Raw genomic sequence first — 24,285 nt, 5'->3', positions numbered from 1 at the left:
ACACAGGTCACGCGAAAAGCGAAAGCGGGTACTGTTTTTTTTGCGCTGGCGTCAAAAAAAATCTTCAGCGCTGCTGGCGCGCTTCCAGCTGCACCCAGTAGCGCGTGCGCAGGCGCACGTCCACCGGCAGGGAGTCGGGCAGCGACAGCAGCACGGCGTCGAGGTCGGCCAGCGGGAAGACGCCGGAAATGCGCAGGCCGGCGACGGCATCGTCGCAGCCCAGCAAGCCGTGGCGGTAGCGGCTCAGTTCATTCAGGAAGTCGCGCAGCGGCATGGCGTCGGCCAGCAGCAAGCCCCGGCGCCAGGCCCAGATGTCAGGGGAGACGGCGTGCGCGGGCAGGATGTGTTGCGCCGTCATGCCGCCGCCCTGGCCCGCGTGGATCACGCGGTTGCCGTCGGCATGGCGGGGCGTCAGCCGCACGGCGCCTTCCTGGACGGCGACCATGGTGTTGCCGTCCGCCTGGCGTACCGAGTAGCGCGTGCCTAGCGCCTGCGCGTGGCCGTGCACGGTCTCGACGAGGAAGGGGCGGTAGGGCAGGCCCGTTTCGCGGGCCGTGGCAATAAACACTTCGCCCCGCACCAGTTGCAGCAGGCGCTGCGTGCCGCTGTAGCGGATGTTCACGGCGCTGCCGCTATTCAGGTGCAGACGGCTGCCGTCTGGCAGGGTCAGCTCGCGGCGTTCGCCCACGCCGGTGGACAGGTCGGCCAGCGCGGCGCGGGCAAAGCCGGGCGCATATTCCGAGCGCGCGCCGAACCAGCCAGTGATGCCGATGGTCGATACCCACGCCAGCAACTGCAGGCTGTTGCGCCGCGAGATAGAACGCGAGATGGGACTCTGCAGCAGCGCCTTGCGGCTGGCCTGGGCATCGAGTTGCCGCAAGCCGCCGCTGGCGCTTTCGATGTGTTTCCACGCCCGTTCATGGTCGGGATGCGCCTGGCGCCACTCTTGCCAGGCCGTCTTTTCCGCCGCGGTCGTTTCGCCGCTCATCAGGGTGGCCAGCCATTCGGCTGCCTGCATGGCGATGGCCAGGTCGATGGGCTGGCCCTGCGCGTAGACGGTGGCGGTGCGCATCTCAGGGGCCGGCAAAATCGGGCACGGCAAAAAAGCACAGCAGGTTGGCCTTGCTCAGGTATTTTTTGACGGAATGCGTGGTGGTGCCCAGTTCGGCGGCGATCTCGGCGTAGCTCATGCCGTCCAGGTGGGCCAGCAGGAAGGCCGCCTTGGCCTTGGCGGAGAGCTGGTCCAGCGCGCGGTCGATCAGTTGCAGCGATTCGAGCAGGATGGACATCGCTTCCGGCGAGGGCGCGCAGGCTTGCGGCTGATGCCGCAGGGCGTCGAGGTAGGCCCGTTCGAGCTCTTCGCGGCGGCAGTGATTGGCCAGCAGGCGCTTGGCGATGGTGGCCAGGAAGGGGCGCGGCTGCGCGATCCCGGCACTGCTGCGTGCAACGAAGATCTTGATGAAGGTATCCTGCGCCAGGTCGCCCGCCAGCCCCGCATCGTGCAGGCGGCGCTTCAGCCAGTGCAGCAGCCAGGAATGGTGCTCGGCATACAGGGCCTGGAAGTCGGACGACGGGGAAGAGGTGGACAGCATGCGGACAGGATGGGATATCTTAATCTAAATGAGAATTGTTCTCATAATAACGCAGCGGCGCACGCCATGCAATCAGGAAAACGCGGCGTTGCTGAAATGCGACTGTGCGCCCGGGCCGCGCGCGGTGGTAGCTTTGCGCTGCCGCACGGCAGATATAAAAGTTTCCTTGGCGCAAGCTTTCATGTGAGAAAATGCGGTCTGTCGATGTGGTGCGGAGCGCAAAATGATGTGGATGGTTGGCGGTGTCCTGGTTCTTTTGGTCGCCAGATTTTTATGGTTGGCCTTTTTTCATCGGGTCAACGCGATGTCGCGCCAGGCGGAACTGATGAACTGGCTCGACATCGGCCGGGTGTCGAATGCCGATGGGGGCAAGGATATTTTGTTGGCGAGAAATGAGCGTGGCGCCCGGATCGACTGGCGCACGGGCGAGGTCTGGTTGATGAATCCCAAGGTCGCCGAGCCCTTTGCCGACTTTCTCGCCGTCGAGCGCTGGCTCACCCTGCGTGACATACCGACGGTGGACAAGCCGGCGCATGCCGCTCCTGCGCCAGCGGAGCCGGAACCGGAGGCGGCGCCTGAACCCGGACCCGTGCGCGATACGCTGCCGGCCTTCCAGCAAAAGGTTGACGATTGCCTGGTCAAGGCGCAGGGTGGCCAGGAATTGCTGGAAACGAAGCAGGCCTTCGAGGCGGGCAGCGAGCCTTACCTCGAGGCGTCGACGGAACTGAGCAAGACTGCGCTGGAGCTCGATGTCTCGCCGGCGATGGTGGCCACCTTTCATATCAGCGCGTTTGCCGCCCTGGCTGAAACGGCGGGAGCCGACAAGCTGGAAAGAGTGGCGGCCAGCCTGCATGCGGCGGCCAAGCAGATCCGGGCCAGCGTCACCGCCTAAGTGCGGGTCCGGCCCGGAATGAAAAAACCGCTGAATCCTTTGCAGGAGTCAGCGGTTTTTATGTATTGGTTGCGGGGACAGGATTTGAACCTGTGACCTTCGGGTTATGAGCCCGACGAGCTGCCAGACTGCTCCACCCCGCAGGCGAATTATATATGAGTTTGTTGCATTGCGAAAGAGCGGATGGCATTTGGTTTGCATGATGGTCGCGGGCATAGCGCGACGCAATGGAAAAAGCCGCTGATCCCTTTGCAAGAATCAGCGGCTTTCATGTATCTGGTTGCGGGGACAGGATTTGAACCTGTGACCTTCGGGTTATGAGCCCGACGAGCTGCCAGACTGCTCCACCCCGCAGGCGAATTATAGCGGGGTTTGCTGCAATGCGCAATGGCCTTGCAGCAGATATGGAATCAGGCAGCCGCGAGGCGCCACAGCGACGTGATTTCCTTCGAACGGGCCGCGTGCAGGCTGTCCGTGGCATCTTGCGCGCGCGGGTGCGTGGGTTTCACGTCCAGGCGGTCGACCACTTTCAAGCCCGCTTGCGCTATCCACTCGAGCAATTGCGCGCGCGGGCGCAGGCCCAGGTGCTCGGCCAGGTCGGACAGGATCAGCCAGCCTTCGCCGTTTGGTTCCAGATGATCGGCCAGGCCGGCGAGGAAACCGCGCAGCATGCGGCTGTCCGGATCGTAGACGGCGTATTCGATGGGCGAGCTTGGGCGGGCCGGCAGCCATGGCGGATTGCACACGACCAGCGGCGCGCGTCCCGCAGGGAACAGGTCGGCCTGCACCACGTCGACCTTGTGGAGCAAATCGAGGCGGGCCAGGTTTTCGCGCGCGCAGGACAGGGCGCGCGGGTCCTGGTCGGTCGCGACGATGCGTTGGACGCCGCGCTGGGCCAGCACGGCGGCCAGCACGCCCGTGCCGGTGCCGATGTCGAAGGCCAGGCTGGCGCGCGGGGGCAGCGGCGCGTCGGCCACCAGGCCCACGTATTCGCCGCGGATCGGCGCGAACACGCCGTAATGCGGGTGGATGCGCTGGCCCAGGGCCGGCAGTTCCACGCCCGTGCGGCGCCATTCGTGCGCGCCGATCAGGCCCAGCAGCTCGCGCAGCGAGGCGACGAACGGCTCTTCGCCGCGGCCATACGCTTCATTGCACGCCAGTTTCACGTCCGGCGCGCGGCGCAGCGGGATCGTGTAGTCGGCATCGAAGGGCAGCAGCAGCATCGCCAGGGTGCGGGCGCGTTGCGACTGGGCCTGGCGGTGCAGATGGAAGGCTTCCGTGGCGGATGGTTCGGGTTGCGCCAGCTTGGCGGCCTTGGCCTTTTTGCTGGGTTTGTCGTTTTTGTGGTCGGCGCGCCGCGCCAGCGCCTGCAGCAGCTGGCGCGCGTTCTGGAAGTCGCCGCGCCAAATCATGGCCGTGCCTTCGCAGGCCAGGCGGTAAGCCTGGTCGGCCGTCGTGCGGTCATCGGCGATGACGACGCGCTTGGGCGGCGGCATGCCGCTTTCCGAGCGCCAGCGGGCCGAATGCTCGGCGCCGTTTTCGCTCCAGTGGATCTGCGGATGAACGGTAGGTGAAGAGGTGTCGGACATGGGATTCAATCGATAGAAGGGGGCGCGCGGCATGGTCGCCTGCGCAGGCCGTCTTCCATTATACGTCCCTGGCCGTGCTGTCAGCGGTGTCCGTGCCATAGGCGATTGCCAGTGCGCGGGCGCGCGCCTGCTCTTCCGGCGTGGATTCAGCAGCTTTCTTGTCAGCTTTGGCGGCCTCGACGGTATTGTCAGGCTGCACCAGCTTGAGCAAACGCAAGCTCAGCCTGCCCGCCAGGTCGCCATCCTTGTCGCTGGCGCTGGCGCCATCGGATTGCTGATTGAAGATGCTGCTTTGCAATTGCTGGCCCAGCAGCTTGAACAGGTCGTGCAGATTGCCCGCGAAGTGCGTCGCGGGCAACTCTTTGGCGGGCAGGGCGGCGTCATCGGATGGCGCGACTTCCTGCGCATCGTCTTGCGTTTGCGTCAATGCACCCGCGCTGATGTTCGATTGATATTGCACTTCAAGTTCGAAGTCGAAAGTCTGGCCATCGGCCGTGGTGATCTTGCCCTTGCCGATGAAATGGGCGTTTTCATCGAGGCTGAAGGCGGCCGCGCTGCTGCTGCCGCCAGCGCCCGAGACGCTGGCGCTACCGCTGCTGTAGCTGGAGCCGGCCTGCAGGTCGACCGAATCGAAGGCGATGCTGGCGCCGTCGCCAAACAGCTGGCGCGTCATGTTGCCAAGAAAATCTTGCGCCACATCGACAGTGGCGTTGCCCAGCGCATCGGTCTGTTGCGAGAGTCCCTTGGCCGACAGGTCCAGGCCATTTTTCGACAGGGCCACCACGTCTTGCGCGGTACGCTGCAACAAGGGCGAAGCGGCCAACCCCGTGGCGCCGCTGCCCGTGCGGGACGGCTGCTGGCCAGCCAGCGTATTCGCTGCGGGTTGACGGCTGGCAAGGGCGGGAAGCTGGGACATGGTCGGTTCAAATGGGGAAGATATACGAATTAACGGCAATATCTCCCCGTACTTTAACCATTAGTGGTGGTGCGACCAGCTACCGTCCGCCGATGCCAGGTAGGACTGGACGGCATCGGCCTGGCCCGTGGCGTGGCGCTTGAGTTCGCCACATGCGCAAATGCCCTGGTAAGGCTGGATATGCGAGCAGGCGGAGACTTTTTGCAGATAGACCTGCATGGATTTGTGACATTTTACGCACTTGAAGGTGAGGCTGCGGGCGGCTTTCATGGGTTTCCTTGAACTGTTGCGGGGCGTAGGCGGTGCCTGCGCGAAGGCGGCGATTTTAACGCACTCCGGCCATCGTTACACGTTGTTGCATCTGCGCCACGCGCAGGTCAACTGAATCCGCGCCGTGACGTTGAGCGTATATAGGAGGTCGTCTGACCGCCGTTGAAGAGGTAGCACCATGGACAAGCATGACAAGGAAAAGCCTGTACAGCCCGCCAAGGAGCTGGTCAGGAAGTGGTTGAAAGCGGAGTTGGAACAGCGCCGGCCCCCGCCCGACCCCGAGCAGATCCGCCGCGAACTGGGCTGGGATTTGCTCAGGCTGGGCCCCGAGCCCCTGGCTCGATGATGCGCAAGCAACTGCGCTAGCGCACCGTCACCACGCTCTTGCCGCCGGACCCCGGCTGCACGAGGATACGGGTGGCGATGCGCTCCGTCATTTCCTGGACGTGCGAGATGACGCCCACCTTGCGTCCCATCGCTTGCAGGCCGTCGAGCGCATCCATGGCCACGCGCAGGGTTTCCGTGTCCAGGCTGCCGAAGCCCTCGTCGATGAACAGCGATTCCACGCGCACCCGGTTCGAGGACAGCGAGGCCAGGCCCAGCGCCAAGGCCAGCGAGACGAGGAACGATTCGCCGCCCGACAGCGAGTGCACGGAGCGCAGCTCGCCGCCCATGTCCTGGTCGCGCACCATCAGGCCCAGCGACGGATTGTTCGGGTTGTCGATGCGTTCCAGCTGATAGCGGCGCGCCAGGTGGTTCAAATGCGCGTTGGCATAGCCGAGCAGCACTTCCAGCGTGAATTGCTGCGCATAGTTGCGAAATTTCTTGCCGTCGGCCGAACCGATCAATTCATTCAGGCTGGCCCAGCGCCGCTCGATGACGGCTTGCGCCTCGATTTGCGCCAGCATCGATTGCGCGCTGTGGCGCCTGGCGTCGTCCTGCGCGATGGCCAGGCGTAACCGCGTCGCTTCCTGGTTGGCCGCCTGGCGTTCCGCGCCAAGCGCGTCGAGCGCGGCCTGCAGCGCGGCCACGTCCGTTTCCAGTGCTTCCGGTGGCCGCTCCAGGTGGTCCGCATGCTGCTGCCGTCGCTCGGCCAGTACGGAGAGCGCCGCCGTGTGGCGGTCGGCGATCACTTGCAGGGCATCCCGTTCGGCGCGCATGGCTTCCGGCGCGATGGCCAGATGCGCGCGCAAGCCGGCCATGTCGGCGGGCGCATGGACCGGATGGGCAAGCCGGAAGCGGTGCAGCCAATCCTCCAGCGCTGCCGCGGCAGCGCTGTCTTGCTGGCGCAAGGTATCCAGGCGCAGGGCCGTTTGCGCACACGCTTCATCGAGCCGCGCGCGCGCCTGGCTGGCCGATTGCGCCGCCGCTTGCTGCTGCGCCAGCTGATCTTTTGCATGTGCGACGGCGCCTGCCAGCGCAGCTTCCACCTCGGTCACGGGTTGGCCATCCCACAGCGCCGCGCGCTGCGCTTGCAGCGCCTTCAGCTGCGCGTCCAGGGCGGCGTATGCCGCATGCGCTTCCAGTGCCAGCTGCTGCGTCGTGCGCGCGGCAGCATTGGCCGCGTCCAGCTGCGCGGCCAGGGTCGCCAGCGCGTGGAGGCGGCTGTCCTGGTCCGCCTGCTGTTTCAGCCATTGCCGGCTTTCCGCTTCGCGCGCCGCGCGGAAGGCGGCAGGGCCGGCGCGCCAGCCATCCTTCCAGTCTTCGGCGCCATCCGTGTCGGCAAAGGTCGCATCGAGCTGTGTCAGCAAGCCATCGAGGGAGCTGCGCGACGTCTCCGCCTTGTCCTTGCTGGCCGCCTGCTGCGCCTGCAACTGCGCCAGCCGTGTTTGCGTTTCGGCGACGGCGGCCGTCAGGCGCGCGTGTTCGGCGCCGGCCAGTTCGTGCACCGCCTGCGCCTGCTCGCGCCGCGCGCTGGCCTGGTGCAGCGCCGCCTCCTGCTGCGCCAGCGCCTGCAAGCCGGCCGCATTGGCTGTCAATTGTTGCGTGAACCAGTCCGCGCGCTGGTTTTCCGGCGGCAGTTGCAGCTTGTCGCCATGCGGCCGCCACTGCGTCTCCAGGATGGCGATGGCGGGCGGGAGGGCCGCCAGTTCGGCTTCTATTTGTGTCTGTTCGCGCGCATAGCCGGCCAGCGCCGCCCTGTGCGTGGCCAGCTGCTCCAGATTACTGCGCGCCTGCGTGCGGCAGGCCAGCACTTCATCCTGCAAGCTGGCCAGCATCGCCTGCAAGGCGTTGTCGGCGTGGCCAGCGTGGGTATATGGGTGCTCGAGCGCGCCGCAGACGGGGCAGGGCTGCTCGTCCTGCAAGGTCGCGCGCAGCTGTTCGACGCTGGCCGCGCATGCCGCTTCCGCACCCTTCAAGGATTTTTCCGCCTGCGCCAGGCTGGCCTCCAGCAGCGCCGTCCGGGCGGCTTGCGCCGCCAGCACCGTGTTTTCCGCCAGCGCGGCCTGGGCCAGTTGCGCGGCCCGTGCTTGACCATGCGTCAGCTCCTGCTGCTTGCGCGCCAGCTCCGTCCACGTTTTTTCCGCCGCATTCAACTGGCGCGCATGCTCTTCCAGCTGGCCGCGCTGTTCCTGCAACAGCTGCCCATCGATGGCTTGCACGGCGCCAGCCGCTGCGCGCCGCTCGGCATCGCGCGCGGCCAGCGCCAATGCGGCAGCGGCCAGCGCGGCGTGCTCTTCACGCGCCGAATCGCTGGCGTGGCGTACCAGTTGCGCCGATGCGGCCACGCTGGCGTCGGCCGCATCGGCTTGCGCGGCAGCCTGGCCTGCCTGGGCAAACAGCTGGTCCGACAATTGCCACGATTGCGCCAGCGCCTGCCAGTGCTGGCGCGACGCCAGCCACAGGCGGCCCGTTTCCTGTTCCAGCTGCACGGCGTGCTGGCGCTGCTGCAGTGCCTGCAGCGCGCTGCGCGCCGACTCGTTGGCCTGGTCGGCGCCTTGCGCGGCTTGCCTTGCCTGGCCATGCGCAGGCAGTTGCGCGAGGATGCCGGCGTCGAGCGCCTTGGCGGTATCGAGCAGGGGTGCCGCATCGCGCTGCGCCGCCTCCCTGGCATGCAAGGACGCTGCCGCCAGCTGCACGGCTTGCGCCAGTTGCGCCTCGCTGGCGACGGCGTGCGCCGCCTGCACGCGCGACGCTTCCAGCGCTGCGCCGTTGCCGGCGATCTCGCCCGCCAGGCGCGCCACGTCGTCGATGAGGGGGCGCGCCGGCTGCAGCAATTCCCACTGCGCCAGCGCCGTGCGGCGTTCTTCTGCGGCGGCGCGCTCAAAGGCCGCGCTGCCCAGCGCCTCTTGCGCGGCGCTCACCTGGCTTTGCAGCTTGTGCGTCTCCTGGTGCCAGCGCTGCTGCAGTTCCAGCACCGCCTTGCGCAAGTCGATGTGTTGCAGCGTGGTCTCGGCCGCGTTGCACAGCGCCTCGGTGTCGGTGCGCTCTTGCGGCGACAAGGGCCGCTGGTCGGCCAGTTTTTCGCCCAGGCGTTCGAGGGCCTGTTTTTCCTTTTTCGCCCGCTCGAAGGCGCGCACGGAAATATCGGTATAGATGCTGCTGCCCGTCAGGGTTTCCAGCAATTCTCCCCGTTCATTGTCTTCCGTCTTGAGGAAAGTGGAAAACTCGTTTTGCGCCAGCAGCACGGCGCGCGTAAACTGGTCAAACGACAGGCCGATGCGTTTTTCGATCTCGTCCTTGACTTCCGTCTTGGTGCCGCCGATGGGTTGCAGCGCGGGCAGCTGGTGCAAGCTCATGGCGGTCGCCTGCAGCGCCCCTTCGGCACGGGTGCGCGAGCGGCGCACGCTCCAGCGCGCGCGGTAGCTTGCACCATCGTTGCCGACGAAATCGACTTGCGCGTAACCGTCCGGCGTGCCGCGGCGCAGCAGGGTGCGCGTATCCTGGGCGTTGACGGTTTCTTTGCCCACGTCGGGCAGGGCGCTGCCCCGGCCCAGCACCTTCAGCAGGCGCGGCGTGGCGTCGTACAGGGCCAGGCACAGTGCGTCGAGCAGGGTGCTCTTGCCCGCGCCCGTGGGGCCGCTGATGGCAAACAGGCCGGCGGACGCCAGCGGCTCCTGCTGGAAGTCGACTTCAAATTCGCCGGCCAGCGAGGCCAGGTTCTTACCGCTGATTTTCAGGATTTTCATGCTGTTCTTTTATGCTGATGCAGTCGCCCGGCAGGTGCGCTTACAGATCTTTTTTTGCCTTGGCTTCTTGGGCAGCGCTCTTTTCGGCAGATGCTGCCGCTATGGCGGCTTCGCGTTTGGTTTCAAGACCGGCATCGACCAGCGTCAATTTGGTGGTGTAGAACAGGGCTCTCGCAGACCATAATTTATTGATCATCTCTGTGTCATGCGGAGAGAGGGAATGAATGCGCAATATTTGATCGGCATGATACACAATGCAGTTTTCATCGACGATTCTCAAGTTGTCGAGCGTGGGGAGGCGGCGGTACGCCCGGTTGCAGCTGAATGTGACGGGATGGCCTTCCTCCTTGCTGTATTTCTCCTCAAGTTCTTTTTTGAGCGGGTTTAAGTCCGATCCTTCCAGCAAGACCGCGATGGCCGTGACTGTACCGTCAGCCAATTGCTCGGTTGTGACGACGCGCGGCTTGCCAAAGTAGCTCCATTTACCCAGATAGCCATCGGCGACCGATTTCCCCGCCTTGATGCCGGTGCTTAGATCCTTGAGCATGATGGGTTTCGACAGTTGCGACGCCGCTGTCTTTTCGGCAGGCGCCGGTGCCGGGTACTCCGCGCTTGGGCCACAGCCCGCAAGCGATAGCAACAATGAAACGCCCAACAGGGGGAAATGGCGGATTTTCTTCATAAAACCTTTCAAGTGGCACTGGGGGAGAATGGATGTTTGGAGCAATTACCCTGGACTTCAGGCGCCGGGCAGCAGCAGTTCGGCCAGCGCCGACAGTTGCTCGGGCGGTGCGGGCCGGCCGTATTTTTGCAGGTACAGGCGGCGGAAGATATCGTCCGGCTGCAGCTGGCCCAATTGGTCGAGCGTCATGTTCTCGGGCGCGCTGCTGCGCGCGGCGCTCGACGTTTCGATCTTCGCCAGGCGCACGCTCTTGCCGTCTAGCGCCGTCTCAATGCGCGTGCGCAGGCCCGGCTCGGGCGCGTCCAGGCGCACGCGCACTTCCAGGAATGGCTGCGTTTCCGGTGGCGCTGTGGGCAGGTCGAGGGCTGCCAGCTGCGCCAGCACTTCGTCTATCGGCGCCGGCGCTGCGGGCACGCGCAAGAGGGGCACGGCGCGTGGCACCTCGATGGCGCGCACCGACTGCAGCGTTTCGCCTTCGATGTCGAGGCACAGCACCTGGTGGCGGTAGTTCACTTCGGCGAACGACAGGGGAATCGGGCTGCCGCAGTAGCGGATGTGTTCCTGGCCGCCCACGGCTTGCGCCTTGTGCAGGTGGCCCAGCGCAGCGTAGACGATGGCGGTATCAAAAATCCCCGACGGCAGCATCTCGGTGCCGCCGATGACGATGCGCCGTTCGGAGTCGTTCGACATTTCGCCGCCCACCATGTGGCAATGGCCCATGGCGATGATGGCTTGTCCGGGCTGGCGGCGCGCCAGCGCCAGGTCCGTCAACTGGCGATACAGCAGGGCGATGCCGCCCAGGTAGGCATCCTGGCTATCGCCGGATGGCAGCTTCGGCACGTCGCCGGGGCGCAGGAAAGGCACGGCCAGGCACCAGGCCTGCACCTGCCCATCGGCGCCCGACAAGGGCAGCAGCAGGCGTTCCAGGTCGATGTGGCCATCCTCGCCGCGCAGCAAATGGCCGATGACGTGCGTGCCATGCGCGGCCAGCAGGGGGCCGGGTGCTTCGAGCCGTCCGGCCGAATCGTGGTTGCCGGCGACGACGACGAGCTGCAGCGCGGGCAGGCGCGCGCGCGCCTGCTGCAGGAACACGTACAACTGCTTTTGCGAGGCGGCCGACGGGTTGGCGTTGTCGAACACGTCGCCCGCCACCAGCAGCACGTCGACGTGTTCAGCCACGAGCGTGTCGAGCAGCCAGTCGAGGAAGCGCTGGTGTTCGTAACCCCTTTCAAAATTGTGCAGGGTCTGGCCCAGATGCCAGTCGGAAGTGTGCAGCAGGCGCATGGTGTGGCAAGGGTAGGGAAGACAGGCGCCAATATAGCAGGAATGATAGGGGTCAGACCCGTTGGGGGCAAGTTTCCTGGTAGGGAACTTGCCGATCGCGAAGCGACTGACCCCAGCCTTCAGTTGGGTCTGCCTTCAACCATCAAACGACAGTCGCGCCGGCCCTGTAGGTATTGCGCCCATCCTGCTTGGCCTGATACAGCAGCACGTCGGCGCGCTGCAGCAGCACGGCAGGGGGGATGTCTTCGTCGCGGTAGAAGGCCAGGCCGATGCTGGCGGAAATGTGCACGGTGATGCCATCGAGTTCGAACGGCTGCTGCATGGCGGCGACGATCTTTTCCGCCAGCACGGCCGCGTCGTCGGGCCTGGTGATCTGTTCCATGATGATGGTGAATTCGTCGCCGCCCAGGCGGGCGATGATGTCGGTGACGCGCATGGTCTGCGTCAGGCGCTGGGCGAAGGCGCGCAGCAGGGCGTCGCCGGTGCCGTGGCCATGCGTGTCGTTGACGGGCTTGAAGCGGTCGATATCCATGTACATGACGGCCATGAGGTGCTGTTGCTGGCGGCTGGCGTGCATGGCGTCGCTGAGTTTTTGCTGGAAGCCGGCACGGTTCGACAATCCCGTCAACACATCGACCTGGGCCAGCTTCAGCAGGCGCTGTTTCTCGCGCTTTTGCACGGTGATATCCTGGCGCATCACGTGAAAACCCACCACCTGCAGCTTGTCTTCGCCGATCTGCGGGATGTAGATCACTTCCATGCAGCGCTCGATGCCTTCCTTTTCATCTTCCTCTTCAAAGCTCAGGGTTTCGCCGGCCAGCACGCGCTCGATATACGGCGCCACCGTGCGGTAGCGCGCTTCGCCCACCGTATCGCGCACGCTGCTGCCCAGCGCCTGCCGGCCCGTCAGGCCGAATTCGCGTTCATAGGCGATGTTCAGGAAGCGGTAGACCTGGTCGGCGTCGATGTACGCGATCATGGCCGGCAAGGTGTCGGCGATGGTGCGCAGGCGCGCTTCGCTTTCCAGCAGCGCCACTTCCGATTCGCGCAAGGTGGTGATGTCGTCCAGACTGCCCACGTAGCCTTCGATCTGGCCGTCGATGAGGATGGGGGCGATCTTCACGGAGACCCAGACCAGCCTGCCGTCGCGTTGCAGACAGCGCAAGGTGGACTGGAACGGCGCGTGGCTGCGCGTGAGCTGTTCCAGCGCCACGTGCATCAGCGGATAGTCGTCCGGGTGCAGGGCGCTGGTCCAGCCGGCGCCCAGGGCTGCGGCGCGCGGCAGGCCCGTGATCGATTCGAAGGTGCGGTTGACGTAGGTGCAGCGGCGCTGGCGGTCTAGGCGCACCAGCCCGAGCGGCGAGGCGTCGTTGACGGCGGCCAGTTCGGCCTGTTTCTGGCGCAGTTCCAGTTCCTGCTGGCGGCGCTGCGAGATATCCTCGGCGATGCACAGGATATGTTCGATCTGCTGGCGCTCGTCGAATACGGGCACGGAGACGGCGCGCAGGTAGCGCAGGCTGCCATCACGCAGGCGCAAGGGCTTTTCCGTATGGTCGATGACGCCGCGCTCGGCCAGGATGGCGCGGTCGTCTTCGGCATCGTGCAGGCCGAAGCCGGGCGGGAAGGCCTGGCAATCGGTCTTGCCGATGACGTCGGCGGCCAGGTGGCCGGTGATATCCTCGGCCGCCTTGTTCCACACTTCCATCTGGCCGAAGTTTTCGGGGCGTGCGCTTTTCACGTAGACCAGCACGGGCAAATGGTCGATCAGCGACTGCAGGAAGCTGCGGTTATCCTGCAGCGCCAGTTCGTCGTGCTTGCGCGCGCTGATGTCGCGCGAGGTGACGGCCACGCCATCGGTGATCGGCACCACCTGGTGGCGCAGCCAGCGCGTGCCGCCCGAGGCCAGTGTCAGCTCGAATTCGTCTTCCAGCGGTTGGCCCGTTTCCATCACCAGCACGAAGCGCTTGAAAAAACGCTCGCCGCGCAGCAGCGGCACCTGCGGCAGCACGCGCTGGCCCAGCAGTTCGGAGCGTCGCTTGCCCAGCATGTCGGCGGCCCGCTCGTTGACATCGGCGAAAATGAAATCTTCCACCGGCTTGCCCGGCGCGGGACGCCAGGCTTTCAGCAGCAGCACGGCATCGAGGCTGCCCTGGTGCGCCGCGCGCAGCAGCGCTTGCGTTTCCGTGGCCTGGCGGATGCTGCGGCGCAGGCGCGCGCTCTGGCGCATCAGCAGCGCAGTAAAGCCGGCAATGAGCACGCTGGCGGCGAGCAGCGCGCCGACATACGCCAGGCGCCGTTGTTCGAAGCGCGTCAGGGCGGCAGCGCGGCTCACGCCTACCACGGCCAGCAGCGGGTAGCGCGGCAGTTCGCGGTAGCTGTAGATGCGCGCCGTCGCGTCGACGGGCGGCTCGATCAGCAGTTCTTCCGGCGCATGCTGCGGCGGTCCCGGCATGCGGAAATCGATGCGGTCGCTGAGGATCAATTGCTCGCCGATGCGCCCCGCCGTCAGGCCGCTGTCGCGCGCCACCAGCATCAGCGCGCCCTGTGCATCGAGGTTCAGGCGGTCGTAATCGTCGACAAAATACGTGGGGTCGACGAGGATGATGATGGCGCCGGCAAAGCGGCCCTGCGCATCGTTCAGGCGGCGCGCCAGGCGGATGGTCCAGTGCTTGCTTCCGGTGTCGAGCATGGGCGTGTCGACCAGGGCCGTATCGGACGCATTGGCGGCTAGCGCCCTGAAAAATGCCTGCTTGGCCAGGTTTTCCGGCAAATACGCGTTGGCGCTGTCGATCACATTGCCCTGCGCGTCGATGAGGGCGATCGGCAGTTCCAGTTTCGATGGCAGCACGCTGTCGAGCAGGCCCTGGCGGCGCGTGAATTCATTCAGGCGCAGGCTGCCGCTTGACTCCTCGTATTTGAGCTTGAACAACTGGGTGGCGTGATCGGTCTGGCGCAGGGTGAAACTGGTATGGTCGGCCAGCGTTCGCGCCAGCGACTGGCTGACGGCCACGGCGTCGCGCACGGCGCTGGCCCGTTCCTGGCCAACCTGGTAGTAAACGGCCGCCCAGAGCGCCAGCAGCAAGATGAGCGCGAACAGGGGCACCAGGCTGAGGCGGTACAGGCGGCGGGCAAGGCGTTGCAGGGGTCTTGTTATCGCTATCACGGGCGCTTGCAGGCTATATTCATGGAAAAGGGGAGGGGCGGCGTGGCGCGCATGATAGCCGATTCGGCTGCCTTGCGCGTAACCCTGTTGCCGCCGCTCCTATCGTCTGTTCGCGGTCTGTCGCTGGTCCTATTCTGCGTTAAATCAAACATGCGTGGCGCTGCGCGTACTAAAAAAGGTGCCGCCGTGGTGGCACGGGCATGGGAAGTGGCAGAAAAAGTACAATTCGGCCCGTATCGTCATTAAAATGGTGACTTCTTCCTCCCATATCGAAAGTTGTCATGCAGAGTAAAAAGCCCGACGCGGCAAGACTGGACAAGATCGTGGCCGAAGCGCGCCGCGCCGCCGACCAGCGCGAGAGCGGCTACCGCGAGCGCTCGCTGAAGATGTATCCGTGGGTGTGCGGCCGCTGCATGCGCGAATTTACGCGTGCCAACGTGCAGCAACTGACGGTGCACCACCGCGACCATAACCATGACAACAATCCGCCGGATGGCAGCAACTGGGAATTGCTGTGTCTGTATTGCCACGACAATGAACACTCGCGCTACCTGGAAGCGGACCGTGGCGCCGGCCTGCTGTCGGCCGAGGTGGCGCCTGCCACGCACAATCCGTTCGCCGCGCTGGCCGGCCTGATCAAAAAGAAGGACTGAGCGGGCCGCGCCGCTTCCCCCATGCGCATCTTGCTGACCGAAGACGATCCGCAACTGGGTCGCGCCACGCAGATCGGCCTGGAACAGGGCGGCTATGCCGTCGACTGGGTCACCAGCGCTGAACAGGCGCACACGGCCGTGCGTCTGCACGACTATGGCTGCATCCTGCTCGACCTGGGCTTGCCGGGGCAGGACGGCATGCAAGCGCTGGGCGTGCTGCGCGACCATGGCTACAGCGGCGCCGTGCTGATCGTCACGGCGCGCGACAAGGTGGGCGAGCGCATCGCCGGCCTGGACGCGGGCGCCGACGATTTTCTGGTGAAACCGTTTGACCTCGACGAGCTGGCCGCGCGCATCCGCAGCGCCTGCCGGCGCGCCGCCGGCCGCCTGCGCGAAAACCTCGTGCACGGCGACCTGGTGCTCGATATCGCTCACCGGCACGTGACGCAAGGGGGCTTGCCCGTGGCCTTGACGGTGAAGGAGTTCCGCATCCTGCAACTGCTGCTGGAACACGGTGGCCGGGTGCTGAGCCGGGAACAGCTGGAGAAAAACCTGTACAGCTGGGGCGATGAAGTGGAAAGCAATGCCGTGCAAGTGCATATCCACCATCTGCGCAAGAAGCTGGGGCGGGACTTGATACGCACCGTGCATGCGATCGGCTATTGCATTGATAAAGCGCAAGCCGCCTGACAAAAAAACGGGCGGCCCGCAGGCCGCCCGCTAGATCAGAAATCGACAGTCGCCGACAGCCACAGACGGCGTCCGTCCAGGCTGTTGACATAGCGGTTGGCGTAGGTCAACGTCGGCGCCGATGAGCCACGGTAAGGCTGGTAGTCGATGAAGTCCTTGTTGAGCAGGTTGTACACGGCCGCGTTCAGGGTGACGCGCTGGTTCAGCTGGTAGCTGCTGCCCAGGTGCAGCATGGTGTAGCCCTGGTAGTCGCCCAGCGCGGCCTTGGCGGCGCGCGTGGAAGCCGAGGTGCCCGGATCACGGAAGCGTTCGCTGCGGTATTCGGCGCGCAGCCAGCCGTTCCACTCGCGCGAGATATCCCAGCTCAAGCGGGCGTTGACGGCGTGCTTGGGCGTGTCGCTCAGGGGCTTGCCGGCGTTGCTGCCGCTCTTCTGTTCGCTTTCCGTGTACGTGTAGTTGGCGCTGGCCGACAGCGTCTTGCCCAGCGGGAAACGCGTGTTCAGCTCGACGCCGCGCGTGACGGCCTCGTCCACATTGACCGACTGGCCAAACGCATCCACGTTGGGCCAGTTGCCGAAGCTGACGCAGCCGGGACGGTTCGGCGATGGACGGTAATCGCAGTTGACGAGGCCGGTGCCCGTGGTGATCTTGTCCTTGAATGTATTGTTGAACACGCTGCCGCTGGCGGTCCAACCGGCCAGGTTGTCGAAATACGCGCCGATTTCTGTTGTCGTGCTCGTTTCCGGCTTCAGGTTCGGGCTGCCGACGAGGGGAATCGTGCCCTGGCCGCCGAAACCGTTGATGCCTGGCGACAGTTGTTCCACGCGCGGCGTCTTGTAACCCTTGCTGACGCCGCCCTTGACGGTCCAGCTTGGCGTCGCGTTCCACACGGCATAGGCACGGGGGCTGGTCTGGCCGCCGAAGATGCTGTGATCGTCATAGCGGGCGCCGAAGGTTAGCGCGACATGCTCCAGCACCTGCCATTCATCTTCGAGGAACAGGGCTTTTTGCGTGAATTCGAAATTTTTCGGCGCCACGCCATCCGTCATTTCCGCTTTCCACCATTGCGCGCCGACGGTGGCCATGTGTTTGCCCAAAGGCATGACCAATTTGGTATCGAAGACCTGGCTTTCCACTTCCAGGGTGCGCGCGCTGCCGGTGACGGCGCCCGGCGTGCCTGGCGGGATCGTGCGGCCCAGGGTTTCCGTCTTGTTCACCATGTAGCTGCTGTCGAGCGTGCCGAAGCTGAAGCGGCCCGTGTGCGACAGGGTCCACTGGTCGCGCTTGTATTTCTGCTCGGGGCCGTAGCCGCCCTGCACGGTCTTGGTACCGAGTTGGCCGTTCGAATTGTCGTAGGTCTGGCGGCCCGCGTCGACGTCGAGGATGACGGTATGGAAACGGTTCGGCGTGTAGGCCAGGCGCGCGCCAAAGTTGGCTATGTCCGCACGCACGGGATTGGCGCCCATGGTGGCGGGAACCTGCACGCCGGCCGCGTTGCTGTAGCCGATGTCGGCCGCATCGCGGCGCTGCTTGCTGCCGCGCAGGGAGAGGCCCAGCAGGTCGGTGGCGATGGGGCCGCTCAGGTAGAAGCGGCCGCTTTTCACGTCGCCGAAGTCCGATTCTTCCTGCAAGGTGTAGTCGGCCGAGACGGAACCCATCCACTGCTTGCCCACCTTGCGTGTGATGATGTTGATCACGCCGCCCATGGCGTCCGAGCCGTACAGGGTGGACATGGGGCCGCGGATGATCTCGATGCGCTCGATGGCGGCCAGCGGCGGCATGAAGCTCGTCTGCGTGCCGCCGAAGCCGTTCGGCGTGACATTGCCGGCCGCGTTCTGGCGCCGGCCGTCGATCAGCACTAGCGTATAGTCGCTGGGCATGCCGCGGATGCTGATGTTCATGCCACCCGTCTTGTCGCCCGCCGCACCCACGTCGATGCCTTCCACGCTTTCCAGCGCCTGTGTCAGGTTGCCGAAGCGCTCCTTCGACAGCTCGGCGCGCGTCAGCACGGTGATCGATGCGGGCGCCTGCCTGATATCCTGTTCGAAACCGGAGGCGGACACGACCACTTCCGGCATGCTGGCAGGCGTGCCCGTCTGGGCGTAGGCCGGCAGGCAGGACAGGGCGGCCAAGGCCAGGGCCAGGGTGGTGGGGCGCGGCAAGCGCGGGTGGCGGGTGCTGTTGGACATGCAAACTCCTGGAGGGTTGATTAGTTATTGCTGTGTATTGTTTGGGTAATGGGAATCATGGGGGTAATAAGAATCATTTACAATTCTGGACCTGGCTTCCCAAAAAATATTTGGCTCCGGATCATGCGTAGAAGTTCTTAAGAGATTCTTAACAAGCTGGCAGGGAATGCGCGGCGCTGTGTCGTCGTCGGCTGCGGCGTCGTGCGCCTGGGCTGCGTGCCGTTGCCGGGCAAGCCGATAGCGATAAAACGTACAAGTGTCACGCGGAATGCGGTATCTTTCAGCTATGCACAGTCCAGACCAGCACATTTCTCCCGACCTCCCCCCTTTATCGCTGGCTGCCGCGCGCGCCTTGCACCTGGCCGCGCAGGGACTGCTGCAGGCGCGCCGCAAGAAGGCCGTGAAGGCCGACGTGCTGGCCGCCGTGCGCCAGATGGGCGTGCTGCAGATCGACACTATCCACGTGGTGGCGCGCAGCCCGTACCTGGTGCTGTGGAGCCGGCTGGGCGATTATCCGCAGCCGTGGCTGGAGCAATTGCTGGCCGAGGGCGCGCTGTTCGAATACTGGGCGCATGAAGCCTGCTTCGTGCCTATCGAAGACTATGGCTTGTATCGCCACCGCATGCTGGACCCGGCCGCCATGGGCTGGAAGTACTCTGTCAAGTGGATGGCCGAGCAGGGCGATGCCGTGGCTTCGGTGCTCGAACATATCCGCGCCAACGGCGCCGCGCGCTCGGCTGATTTTGAGCGCACGGATGGCCAGGCGGGCGGCTGGTGGAGCTGGAAGCCGGAAAAACGCTCGCTGGAAGTGCTATTTACGTCGGGCCTGCTGATGATCGCCAAACGCCACAATTTCCAACGCTATTACGATCTGGCCGAGCGCGTTTTGCCGGGCTGGCACGATGGTTTGCTGCCGCCCGAAGAGCAGGTGCGCCGGCGTCTGCTGCTGGCCAGCGTGAAGGCCCTGGGCCTGGCGCGGGCCGGCTGGATCAGCGATTATTTCCGCACCAAACAGTCGCGCGCCAGCCTGGCGCAGGATTTGCAGGCGCTGGTGGACGAGGGCGTGCTGCTGCGCTGCTCGGTGGCCGGCTGGATTGACGCCGTGTACGTGCATGCGGAACATGCAGAATTGGCGCGCGACGCGGCCGCCGGCAAGCTGGCGCCCACCCTGACGACGATATTGTCGCCATTTGACCCCGTCGTCTGGGACCGGCGCCGGGCGCTGGAATTGTTCGGCTTTGACTACCGGCTCGAATGCTACACGCCAGCCGAGAAGCGCCGCTATGGTTACTTTACCTTGCCGATCCTGCGCCGCGGCGCGCTGGTGGGGCGCCTGGACGCCAAGGCGCACCGCGCGCAGGGGCGCTTCGAGATCAAGTCGCTGGCGCTGGAAGAGGGCGTGCGCGTGAGTGCCCGCCTGGTGCAGGACGTGGCTGGCGCCGTGCAGCGCCTGGCGCTCTGGCATGCCTGCCCGGATATTGATATTGCGCAGGCGCAGCCGGCGCTATTTGGCGTGCAGTTGGCCGAGGCCCTGCATGACGGCGGCGCTGCCGCAAGGCGGGCCGCATGATGCTGCCACCGGCTCCGCCCGCGCTGCTCGACGCCGACGGCCAGCCCCGTTTCGGCCGCTACACGGGGCAATTGAACGCCTTCGACTGGGCTGCGCTGGCGCCGCCGCACGCGCGCGGCGCGCTCTGGCGCTTGTTCCACCACAAGCGCTGGCATTATGTGGCCTTGTCCACGCCCACGCTGTTCTGCGGCGTGGCCATCGTCGACCTGGGCTGGACCAGCACGGCGTTCGCGTATGCCTTCGACCGCCACAAGGGCAAGATCGTGGCGACCTTTTCGCAGGATGGCATTCCCGGCCTGTGCGCATCGGTGGCGCCGCATGCGGGCGCCAGCAGCTGCTTCCGCTTCCTGTCGCACACCATCGCCATCGAAGCACAGCCGCAGCAGCGTTACCGTTTGCAGCTCGACTGCGGCCATTTCGGCATCGATGCGGAATTCGGCCCGCCCGTGGCGCCCACCCTGCTGGCCGTGGGGCCCGTGGGCGAGGGCGGCAGCGTGCATGCCACGCAAAAATCGGGCGGCTTGCCCTTGTGGGGCAGCGTGCGCTGCGGCGCCGTGGGCTACAGCCTCGATGACGGCGTGGCCAGCTTCGATTATTCGAACGGGCTGCTGGCACGCGAGACGGAATGGCGCTGGGCCTCGGCGCACAGCCTGGACCTGGGTTTCAACCTGCAGGCCGGCTATTTCGGCGCGCATGAAAACGCGCTGTGGCTCGATGGCCAGTTGTATCCGCTGGGGCGCGCGCATTTCGACTTCAATCCCGACAACCCGCTGGCGCCATGGCATGTGTGGACCGATGACGATCTGCTCGACCTGCATTTCAAGCCCGAGGGTGCGCGGCGCGAAGATAAAAACCTGTGGATCGCCGCCAGCCGCTACATCCAGCCCATCGGCACTTTCAGCGGTTGGGTGCGTACCAGCGCCGAATCTCCCAAGCGCATCGTGGCGCAGCTGGCGGGCGTGACGGAAAGCCACCGCTCGCGCTGGTAGGTGCGCGCGGATTTTTTGCGAAACGCGCCACAAGGTCAAGTTTTTTTGGCAGCGCATCCTATACACTGGCGCGTAGCCGCTCCGGCAATCCATGAGGCCAGAACATGAGTATCCGTAATCTCGACAAGCTGTTCAAGCCGGCCTCGGTGGCCCTGATCGGCGCCACGGCGCGCGAACACAAGCTGGGCGCCATCGCGCTGGCCAACCTGCTGGGGGGCGGCTACCAGGGCGATATTTGGCCCGTCAATCCCAAGTACGACGAGTTGATGGGCCTGAAATGCTACCGCAAGCTGGCGCAACTGCCGAAAGCGCCGGACCTGGCCATCATCTGCACGCCGCCCGCTACCATCACGGCCCTGATCCGCGAACTGGGCGCGCTGGGCACGCGCGCCGCCATCGTCATGACGTCCGGCCTCGACCCCGTGCGCGAACAGTCGTTGCGCCTGGCCATGCTGAAAGCAGCCAAGCCGCATCTGCTGCGCATCCTGGGACCCAACAGCATGGGCTTGCTGGTGCCGAAACTGGGGCTCAACGCCAGCTTCGCCCACCTGGGCGCGACCAGCGGCAAGATCGCCTTCGTGTCGCAATCGGGCGCGCTGGTGTCGGGCGTGCTCGATTGGGCCAATGCGCACGGCGTGGGCTTTTCCAAGTTCATTTCTCTTGGTGGCAGCTATGACATCGATTTCGGCGACCTGCTCGACTACCTGGCCGGCGACATCGACACGGCCGCCATCCTGCTGTACATGGAAGACATCCAGGCGGCGCGCAAATTCATGTCGGCGGCGCGCGCGGCCGCGCGCAGCAAGCCCGTCATCGTCCTGAAAGCAGGACGCGAGGCGGAAGGCGCGGCCGTGGCGGCCTGGCACACGGGCGCGCTGGCCGGCTCCGACGCCGTGTACGACGCTGCCATCCGCCGCGCCGGCATGCTGCGCGTGTATTCGGCCGAGGAGCTGTTCGACGCCGTGGAAACGCTCACGCATATCCGCTCGCAGCGCGGCGAACGCCTGGCGATTTTGTGCAATGGCGGCGGCCTGGGCGTGATGGCCACCGATGCGCTGGTGGGCAGCGGCGGCAAGCTGGCCGAGCTGTCGCCCGATACCGTGATCGCGCTGGAAAAGGCCCTGCCACGGGGCTGGTCGCACGACAACCCCGTGGGCTTGCCAGGCGACGCGCCCGTGCAGCGCTATGTCGATGCCATCAAGCCTCTGCTCGACGAGCCGCAGGCGGACGCCTTGCTGCTGTTGCACGCGCCCACGGCCATGGTCTCGTCGATCGACATCGCCGAAGCCGTCACGCCGCTGATCAAGGCCACTTCGCGCACGGTGCTGTCGTGCCTGTTGGGCGGCACCACCGTGGCGCCCGCGCGCCAGGTCTTCAACCGGGCCGGCATTCCCACCTACGACACGCCGGAAAAAGCCGTGCATGGCTTCATGCAGATCGTGCAGTACCGGCGCAACCAGGAAACCCTGATGCAGGTGCCGGCGCAGCTGCCCATGTCGGCCACGCCGCGCCGCGCGCGCGTGCGCGAAATCGTCGCCGCCGCGCTGGCGGCCGGCCAGACGGTGCTGGGCGAATGCCGCTCGAAGGAAATCCTGGCCGCCTACGGCATTCCCGTGGCCACCACGCGCATGGCGGCCGACGTGGAAGAAGCGCTGGCCGTGGCGACGGACATCGGCTACCCGGTGGCGCTGAAAATCCATTCGCCCGACATCGCCCACAAATCCGACGTGGGCGGCGTGGCGCTTGACCTCGACACGCCCGACATCCTGCGCGCGGCCGCTGCCGCCATGCTCAAGCGCGTGCGCCGCATGCGCCCCGATGCGCTGATCGACGGCTTCACGGTGCAGCAGATGGCGCGCCGGCCGCAATCGCATGAATTGATCGTCGGCGTCACCACGGACGCTGCGTTTGGCCCCGTCATCCTGGTAGGGCAGGGTGGCATCGCCGTGGAAGTGACGGCCGACCACTCGATCGGCCTGCCGCCGCTGAACATGGTGCTGGCGCGCGACATGCTGGCGCGCACGCGCGTGTCGAAACTGCTGGCCGGCTACCGCAACCAGCCGCCGGCCGACATCGACGCCATCTGCTACACCCTGATCCAGGTGGCCGAGCTGGTGGCCGATATCGGCGAGCTGGCCGAGCTCGACATCAACCCGCTGGTGGCCGACGCCGACGGTGTGATCGCCCTCGACGCGCGCATCCGCTTGCAACCGGGCCAGAAGAGCGACCGCCTGGCCATCCGCCCGTATCCGCAGGAACTGGAAGAGCAGGTGACGTGGATGGACCAGTCCATCCTGTTGCGCCCCATCCGCCCCGAGGATGCGCCGCAGCACATGGACCTGTTCCACGCGCTGGACCCGGACGACGTGCGCCTGCGCTTCTTCACTTCCATGCGCGAGTTGCCCGTGTCGCAGCTGGCGCGCCTGACGCAGATCGATTACGACCGCGCCATGGCCTTCATCGCCACGCACACGGGCCCGGACGGCAAGCCGGAAACCCTGGGCGTGGTGCGCGCCGTGGCCGATCCGGACAATATCCACGCCGACTTTGCCATCGCCGTGCGCTCGGCCCTGAAAGGCAAGGGCCTGGGCCACATCCTGTTTGAAAAGCTGGTCGACTACTTCCGCAGCCGCGGCACGGAAGCGCTGGTGGGCGAGGCGATGGCGCGCAACAAGGGCATGCAGCGGCTGGTGAAAAGTTTTGGCGGCGAAGTCTCGCCGTCGGAAGAGCCGGGCGTGGTCAACCTGCATATCGGGCTGCGCACGCCCTGAAAGAAGCCGCTGCGGGTTTGTGCAGGATCAAACCCGACCCTGTCGGTAGTCTTTACACTTTCACTTCCAGGATGACACATCCAACGCGTTTTCGGGAGTGAGTACATGCTTACGGCAACATATATATTGGTTTCCCTGTCGGTGGAACAGGCAAGCATCCGCATGAGTTTGTTGGCATTTCAAAAATACATGCAGATGCAACTGCGCCAGCAAAGCAGGCTGAGCCTGGCGCAATTGCAGTACACGGGCGACTGGCTGAACCGGCTGTACCAGGGGGGCTACTGGCGCAAGGTGGAGATGTATCTTATCCCCGCCATTCGCCAGGCCACGCCGCATGCCGATGGCTTGCTCAATGAACTCAACGGCTTGAACCACGCGGCGCTGGAAAGCATCAATGTCGTGCAGCAGCGCGCAGGTGCCGCCCTCGACAGCTCCGAGCAGCAGGCCGAGCAGCTGTGCGCGGCCATCGACACGTTTTGCGCGGCCTTGCTGCAGCGACTGGAAAAAGAAGAGCGCGAACTGTTCGCGCTGGCGCGCAAGGTCATCGTGGGCGAAGCGTGGTTTGCCATCGCCTACCAGTTTCTCGCCCACGATGCGCGCGCGCAGGAAGCGCGCCGTGGCAAGGCGCAAGTGCTGCCCTTTGTTTTGCCAGTGCCCTTGCCGGCGCCGGGCACGCCAGCTGATGCCGCTGACACCACGGGCAGCGCCGGCACCGCTGCCACGGATGCCTTGCCTGGCGTGCCACAACCGCTGCGCGCGCAGGCTTGAACGGGTAGCGAGCGCACACCCCCGTGCGCCCGTTTGCGCCGGCTCCACGCCCCTGGTTTTGCGTTGGTGCCAGCATGGGAGACATGTTGCGTTACTCATTTGGTAACTTGTACAGACCTGTCCGATGCAATGCCCCG

At 65.4% G+C, this 24,285-nt stretch carries 18 protein-coding genes and 2 tRNA genes; 8 read left to right on the top strand and 12 right to left on the bottom strand.

The window, feature by feature from the left end; translation table 11 throughout:
• Window positions 1-64: 64 nt before the first annotated feature.
• Window positions 65-1,072, bottom strand: a complete 1,008-nt coding sequence (locus tag ACQ4W0_RS14075) for a FecR domain-containing protein (protein ID WP_436577278.1) — start codon at window positions 1,070-1,072, stop codon at window positions 65-67.
• Between the two features lies 1 nt (window position 1,073).
• Window positions 1,074-1,592, bottom strand: coding sequence for a sigma-70 family RNA polymerase sigma factor (locus tag ACQ4W0_RS14070; protein WP_436577277.1), 519 nt, complete (start codon window positions 1,590-1,592; stop codon window positions 1,074-1,076).
• Window positions 1,593-1,917: 325 nt separating this feature from the next.
• On the opposite strand from ACQ4W0_RS14070, the gene ACQ4W0_RS14065 reads away from it, so the two are divergent.
• Window positions 1,918-2,484 carry a hypothetical protein gene (locus tag ACQ4W0_RS14065; protein ID WP_436577276.1) on the top strand — a complete coding sequence of 189 codons (567 nt, stop codon included), beginning with the start codon at window positions 1,918-1,920 and terminating at the stop codon, window positions 2,482-2,484.
• Window positions 2,485-2,550: 66 nt separating this feature from the next.
• Here the strand turns inward: ACQ4W0_RS14065 and ACQ4W0_RS14060 are convergent.
• The 5 genes from ACQ4W0_RS14060 to ACQ4W0_RS14040 all read right to left on the bottom strand — a co-directional run bounded on the left by ACQ4W0_RS14060 (window position 2,551) and on the right by ACQ4W0_RS14040 (window position 5,259).
• Window positions 2,551-2,627 (bottom strand) — tRNA-Met (locus ACQ4W0_RS14060).
• A 134-nt stretch (window positions 2,628-2,761) separates the two neighbouring features.
• A tRNA-Met gene (locus ACQ4W0_RS14055) sits at window positions 2,762-2,838 on the bottom strand.
• A gap of 56 nt (window positions 2,839-2,894) precedes the next feature.
• Window positions 2,895-4,073: a methyltransferase gene (locus ACQ4W0_RS14050; protein WP_436577275.1), complete on the bottom strand. Its 1,179-nt coding sequence runs from the start codon at window positions 4,071-4,073 to the stop codon at window positions 2,895-2,897.
• A gap of 58 nt (window positions 4,074-4,131) precedes the next feature.
• On the bottom strand, window positions 4,132-4,989 hold the full coding sequence (locus tag ACQ4W0_RS14045; RefSeq protein ID WP_436577274.1) for a hypothetical protein: 858 nt from the start codon (window positions 4,987-4,989) through the stop codon (window positions 4,132-4,134).
• A 60-nt stretch (window positions 4,990-5,049) separates the two neighbouring features.
• Window positions 5,050-5,259 carry a hypothetical protein gene (locus ACQ4W0_RS14040; protein ID WP_436523437.1) on the bottom strand — a complete coding sequence of 70 codons (210 nt, stop codon included), beginning with the start codon at window positions 5,257-5,259 and terminating at the stop codon, window positions 5,050-5,052.
• A 178-nt stretch (window positions 5,260-5,437) separates the two neighbouring features.
• Between ACQ4W0_RS14040 and ACQ4W0_RS14035 the strand changes: the two genes are divergently transcribed.
• The gene (locus ACQ4W0_RS14035) at window positions 5,438-5,605 is read left to right on the top strand and encodes a hypothetical protein (RefSeq protein ID WP_436577273.1); all 168 of its coding nucleotides are present in this window, start codon (window positions 5,438-5,440) and stop codon (window positions 5,603-5,605) included.
• A 16-nt stretch (window positions 5,606-5,621) separates the two neighbouring features.
• Here ACQ4W0_RS14035 and ACQ4W0_RS14030 read toward each other — a convergent pair whose 3' ends face one another.
• The 4 genes from ACQ4W0_RS14030 to ACQ4W0_RS14015 form a co-directional block, all read right to left on the bottom strand.
• The gene (locus ACQ4W0_RS14030) at window positions 5,622-9,389 is read right to left on the bottom strand and encodes an AAA family ATPase (protein WP_436577272.1); all 3,768 of its coding nucleotides are present in this window, start codon (window positions 9,387-9,389) and stop codon (window positions 5,622-5,624) included.
• Window positions 9,390-9,429: 40 nt separating this feature from the next.
• Window positions 9,430-10,071, bottom strand: a complete 642-nt coding sequence (locus tag ACQ4W0_RS14025) for a hypothetical protein (protein WP_436577271.1) — start codon at window positions 10,069-10,071, stop codon at window positions 9,430-9,432.
• Between the two features lie 57 nt (window positions 10,072-10,128).
• Window positions 10,129-11,355: an exonuclease SbcCD subunit D C-terminal domain-containing protein gene (locus tag ACQ4W0_RS14020; RefSeq protein ID WP_436577270.1), complete on the bottom strand. Its 1,227-nt coding sequence runs from the start codon at window positions 11,353-11,355 to the stop codon at window positions 10,129-10,131.
• A 142-nt stretch (window positions 11,356-11,497) separates the two neighbouring features.
• Complete coding sequence (locus ACQ4W0_RS14015) at window positions 11,498-14,518, bottom strand: PAS domain-containing protein (RefSeq protein WP_436577269.1); 3,021 nt, start codon at window positions 14,516-14,518, stop codon at window positions 11,498-11,500.
• Between the two features lie 281 nt (window positions 14,519-14,799).
• On the opposite strand from ACQ4W0_RS14015, the gene ACQ4W0_RS14010 reads away from it, so the two are divergent.
• The gene (locus tag ACQ4W0_RS14010) at window positions 14,800-15,171 is read left to right on the top strand and encodes a YajD family HNH nuclease (RefSeq protein WP_034755042.1); all 372 of its coding nucleotides are present in this window, start codon (window positions 14,800-14,802) and stop codon (window positions 15,169-15,171) included.
• Between the two features lie 21 nt (window positions 15,172-15,192).
• On the top strand, window positions 15,193-15,861 hold the full coding sequence (locus ACQ4W0_RS14005) for a response regulator (RefSeq protein WP_436577268.1): 669 nt from the start codon (window positions 15,193-15,195) through the stop codon (window positions 15,859-15,861).
• Between the two features lie 35 nt (window positions 15,862-15,896).
• Here ACQ4W0_RS14005 and ACQ4W0_RS14000 read toward each other — a convergent pair whose 3' ends face one another.
• Entirely contained in the window at window positions 15,897-18,050 is a 2,154-nt protein-coding gene (locus tag ACQ4W0_RS14000; RefSeq protein ID WP_436577267.1) for a TonB-dependent receptor domain-containing protein, read from the bottom strand.
• Between the two features lie 286 nt (window positions 18,051-18,336).
• On the opposite strand from ACQ4W0_RS14000, the gene ACQ4W0_RS13995 reads away from it, so the two are divergent.
• The 4 genes from ACQ4W0_RS13995 (at window position 18,337) to ACQ4W0_RS13980 (ending at window position 24,148) form a co-directional block, all read left to right on the top strand.
• A complete protein-coding gene (locus tag ACQ4W0_RS13995) occupies window positions 18,337-19,620 on the top strand; it encodes a winged helix-turn-helix domain-containing protein (protein ID WP_436577266.1) in 1,284 nt (427 codons plus the stop codon).
• Entirely contained in the window at window positions 19,617-20,609 is a 993-nt protein-coding gene (locus ACQ4W0_RS13990; protein ID WP_436577265.1) for a DUF2804 domain-containing protein, read from the top strand. The genes ACQ4W0_RS13995 and ACQ4W0_RS13990 overlap by 4 nt, the downstream gene beginning before the upstream one ends.
• A 104-nt stretch (window positions 20,610-20,713) precedes the next feature.
• A complete protein-coding gene (locus tag ACQ4W0_RS13985) occupies window positions 20,714-23,380 on the top strand; it encodes a bifunctional acetate--CoA ligase family protein/GNAT family N-acetyltransferase (RefSeq protein WP_436577264.1) in 2,667 nt (888 codons plus the stop codon).
• A 105-nt stretch (window positions 23,381-23,485) separates the two neighbouring features.
• A complete protein-coding gene (locus ACQ4W0_RS13980; protein ID WP_436577263.1) occupies window positions 23,486-24,148 on the top strand; it encodes a hypothetical protein in 663 nt (220 codons plus the stop codon).
• Window positions 24,149-24,285: the final 137 nt, after the last annotated feature.

Source organism: Janthinobacterium breve (assembly GCF_051380895.1).
Classification (GTDB): Bacteria; Pseudomonadota; Gammaproteobacteria; order Burkholderiales; family Burkholderiaceae_D; genus Janthinobacterium.
This window is presented reverse-complemented; position numbering and strand designations above follow the sequence as displayed.

What these genes read in the sequence shown, in the direction of transcription:
- ACQ4W0_RS13985 (WP_436577264.1), top strand. Translation starts at nt 20,714, where the DNA reads ATGAGTATCCGTAATCTCGACAAGCTGTTCAAGCCGGCCTCGGTGGCC.
- ACQ4W0_RS13990 (WP_436577265.1), top strand. Translation starts at nt 19,617, where the DNA reads ATGATGCTGCCACCGGCTCCGCCCGCGCTGCTCGACGCCGACGGCCAG.
- ACQ4W0_RS14045 (WP_436577274.1), bottom strand. Translation starts at nt 4,989, where the DNA reads ATGTCCCAGCTTCCCGCCCTTGCCAGCCGTCAACCCGCAGCGAATACG.
- ACQ4W0_RS14030 (WP_436577272.1), bottom strand. Translation starts at nt 9,389, where the DNA reads ATGAAAATCCTGAAAATCAGCGGTAAGAACCTGGCCTCGCTGGCCGGC.
- ACQ4W0_RS14050 (WP_436577275.1), bottom strand. Translation starts at nt 4,073, where the DNA reads ATGTCCGACACCTCTTCACCTACCGTTCATCCGCAGATCCACTGGAGC.
- ACQ4W0_RS13980 (WP_436577263.1), top strand. Translation starts at nt 23,486, where the DNA reads ATGCTTACGGCAACATATATATTGGTTTCCCTGTCGGTGGAACAGGCA.
- ACQ4W0_RS14000 (WP_436577267.1), bottom strand. Translation starts at nt 18,050, where the DNA reads ATGTCCAACAGCACCCGCCACCCGCGCTTGCCGCGCCCCACCACCCTG.
- ACQ4W0_RS14075 (WP_436577278.1), bottom strand. Translation starts at nt 1,072, where the DNA reads ATGCGCACCGCCACCGTCTACGCGCAGGGCCAGCCCATCGACCTGGCC.
- ACQ4W0_RS13995 (WP_436577266.1), top strand. Translation starts at nt 18,337, where the DNA reads ATGCACAGTCCAGACCAGCACATTTCTCCCGACCTCCCCCCTTTATCG.
- ACQ4W0_RS14040 (WP_436523437.1), bottom strand. Translation starts at nt 5,259, where the DNA reads ATGAAAGCCGCCCGCAGCCTCACCTTCAAGTGCGTAAAATGTCACAAA.
- ACQ4W0_RS14035 (WP_436577273.1), top strand. Translation starts at nt 5,438, where the DNA reads ATGGACAAGCATGACAAGGAAAAGCCTGTACAGCCCGCCAAGGAGCTG.
- ACQ4W0_RS14020 (WP_436577270.1), bottom strand. Translation starts at nt 11,355, where the DNA reads ATGCGCCTGCTGCACACTTCCGACTGGCATCTGGGCCAGACCCTGCAC.
- ACQ4W0_RS14010 (WP_034755042.1), top strand. Translation starts at nt 14,800, where the DNA reads ATGCAGAGTAAAAAGCCCGACGCGGCAAGACTGGACAAGATCGTGGCC.
- ACQ4W0_RS14025 (WP_436577271.1), bottom strand. Translation starts at nt 10,071, where the DNA reads ATGAAGAAAATCCGCCATTTCCCCCTGTTGGGCGTTTCATTGTTGCTA.
- ACQ4W0_RS14065 (WP_436577276.1), top strand. Translation starts at nt 1,918, where the DNA reads ATGAACTGGCTCGACATCGGCCGGGTGTCGAATGCCGATGGGGGCAAG.
- ACQ4W0_RS14070 (WP_436577277.1), bottom strand. Translation starts at nt 1,592, where the DNA reads ATGCTGTCCACCTCTTCCCCGTCGTCCGACTTCCAGGCCCTGTATGCC.
- ACQ4W0_RS14005 (WP_436577268.1), top strand. Translation starts at nt 15,193, where the DNA reads ATGCGCATCTTGCTGACCGAAGACGATCCGCAACTGGGTCGCGCCACG.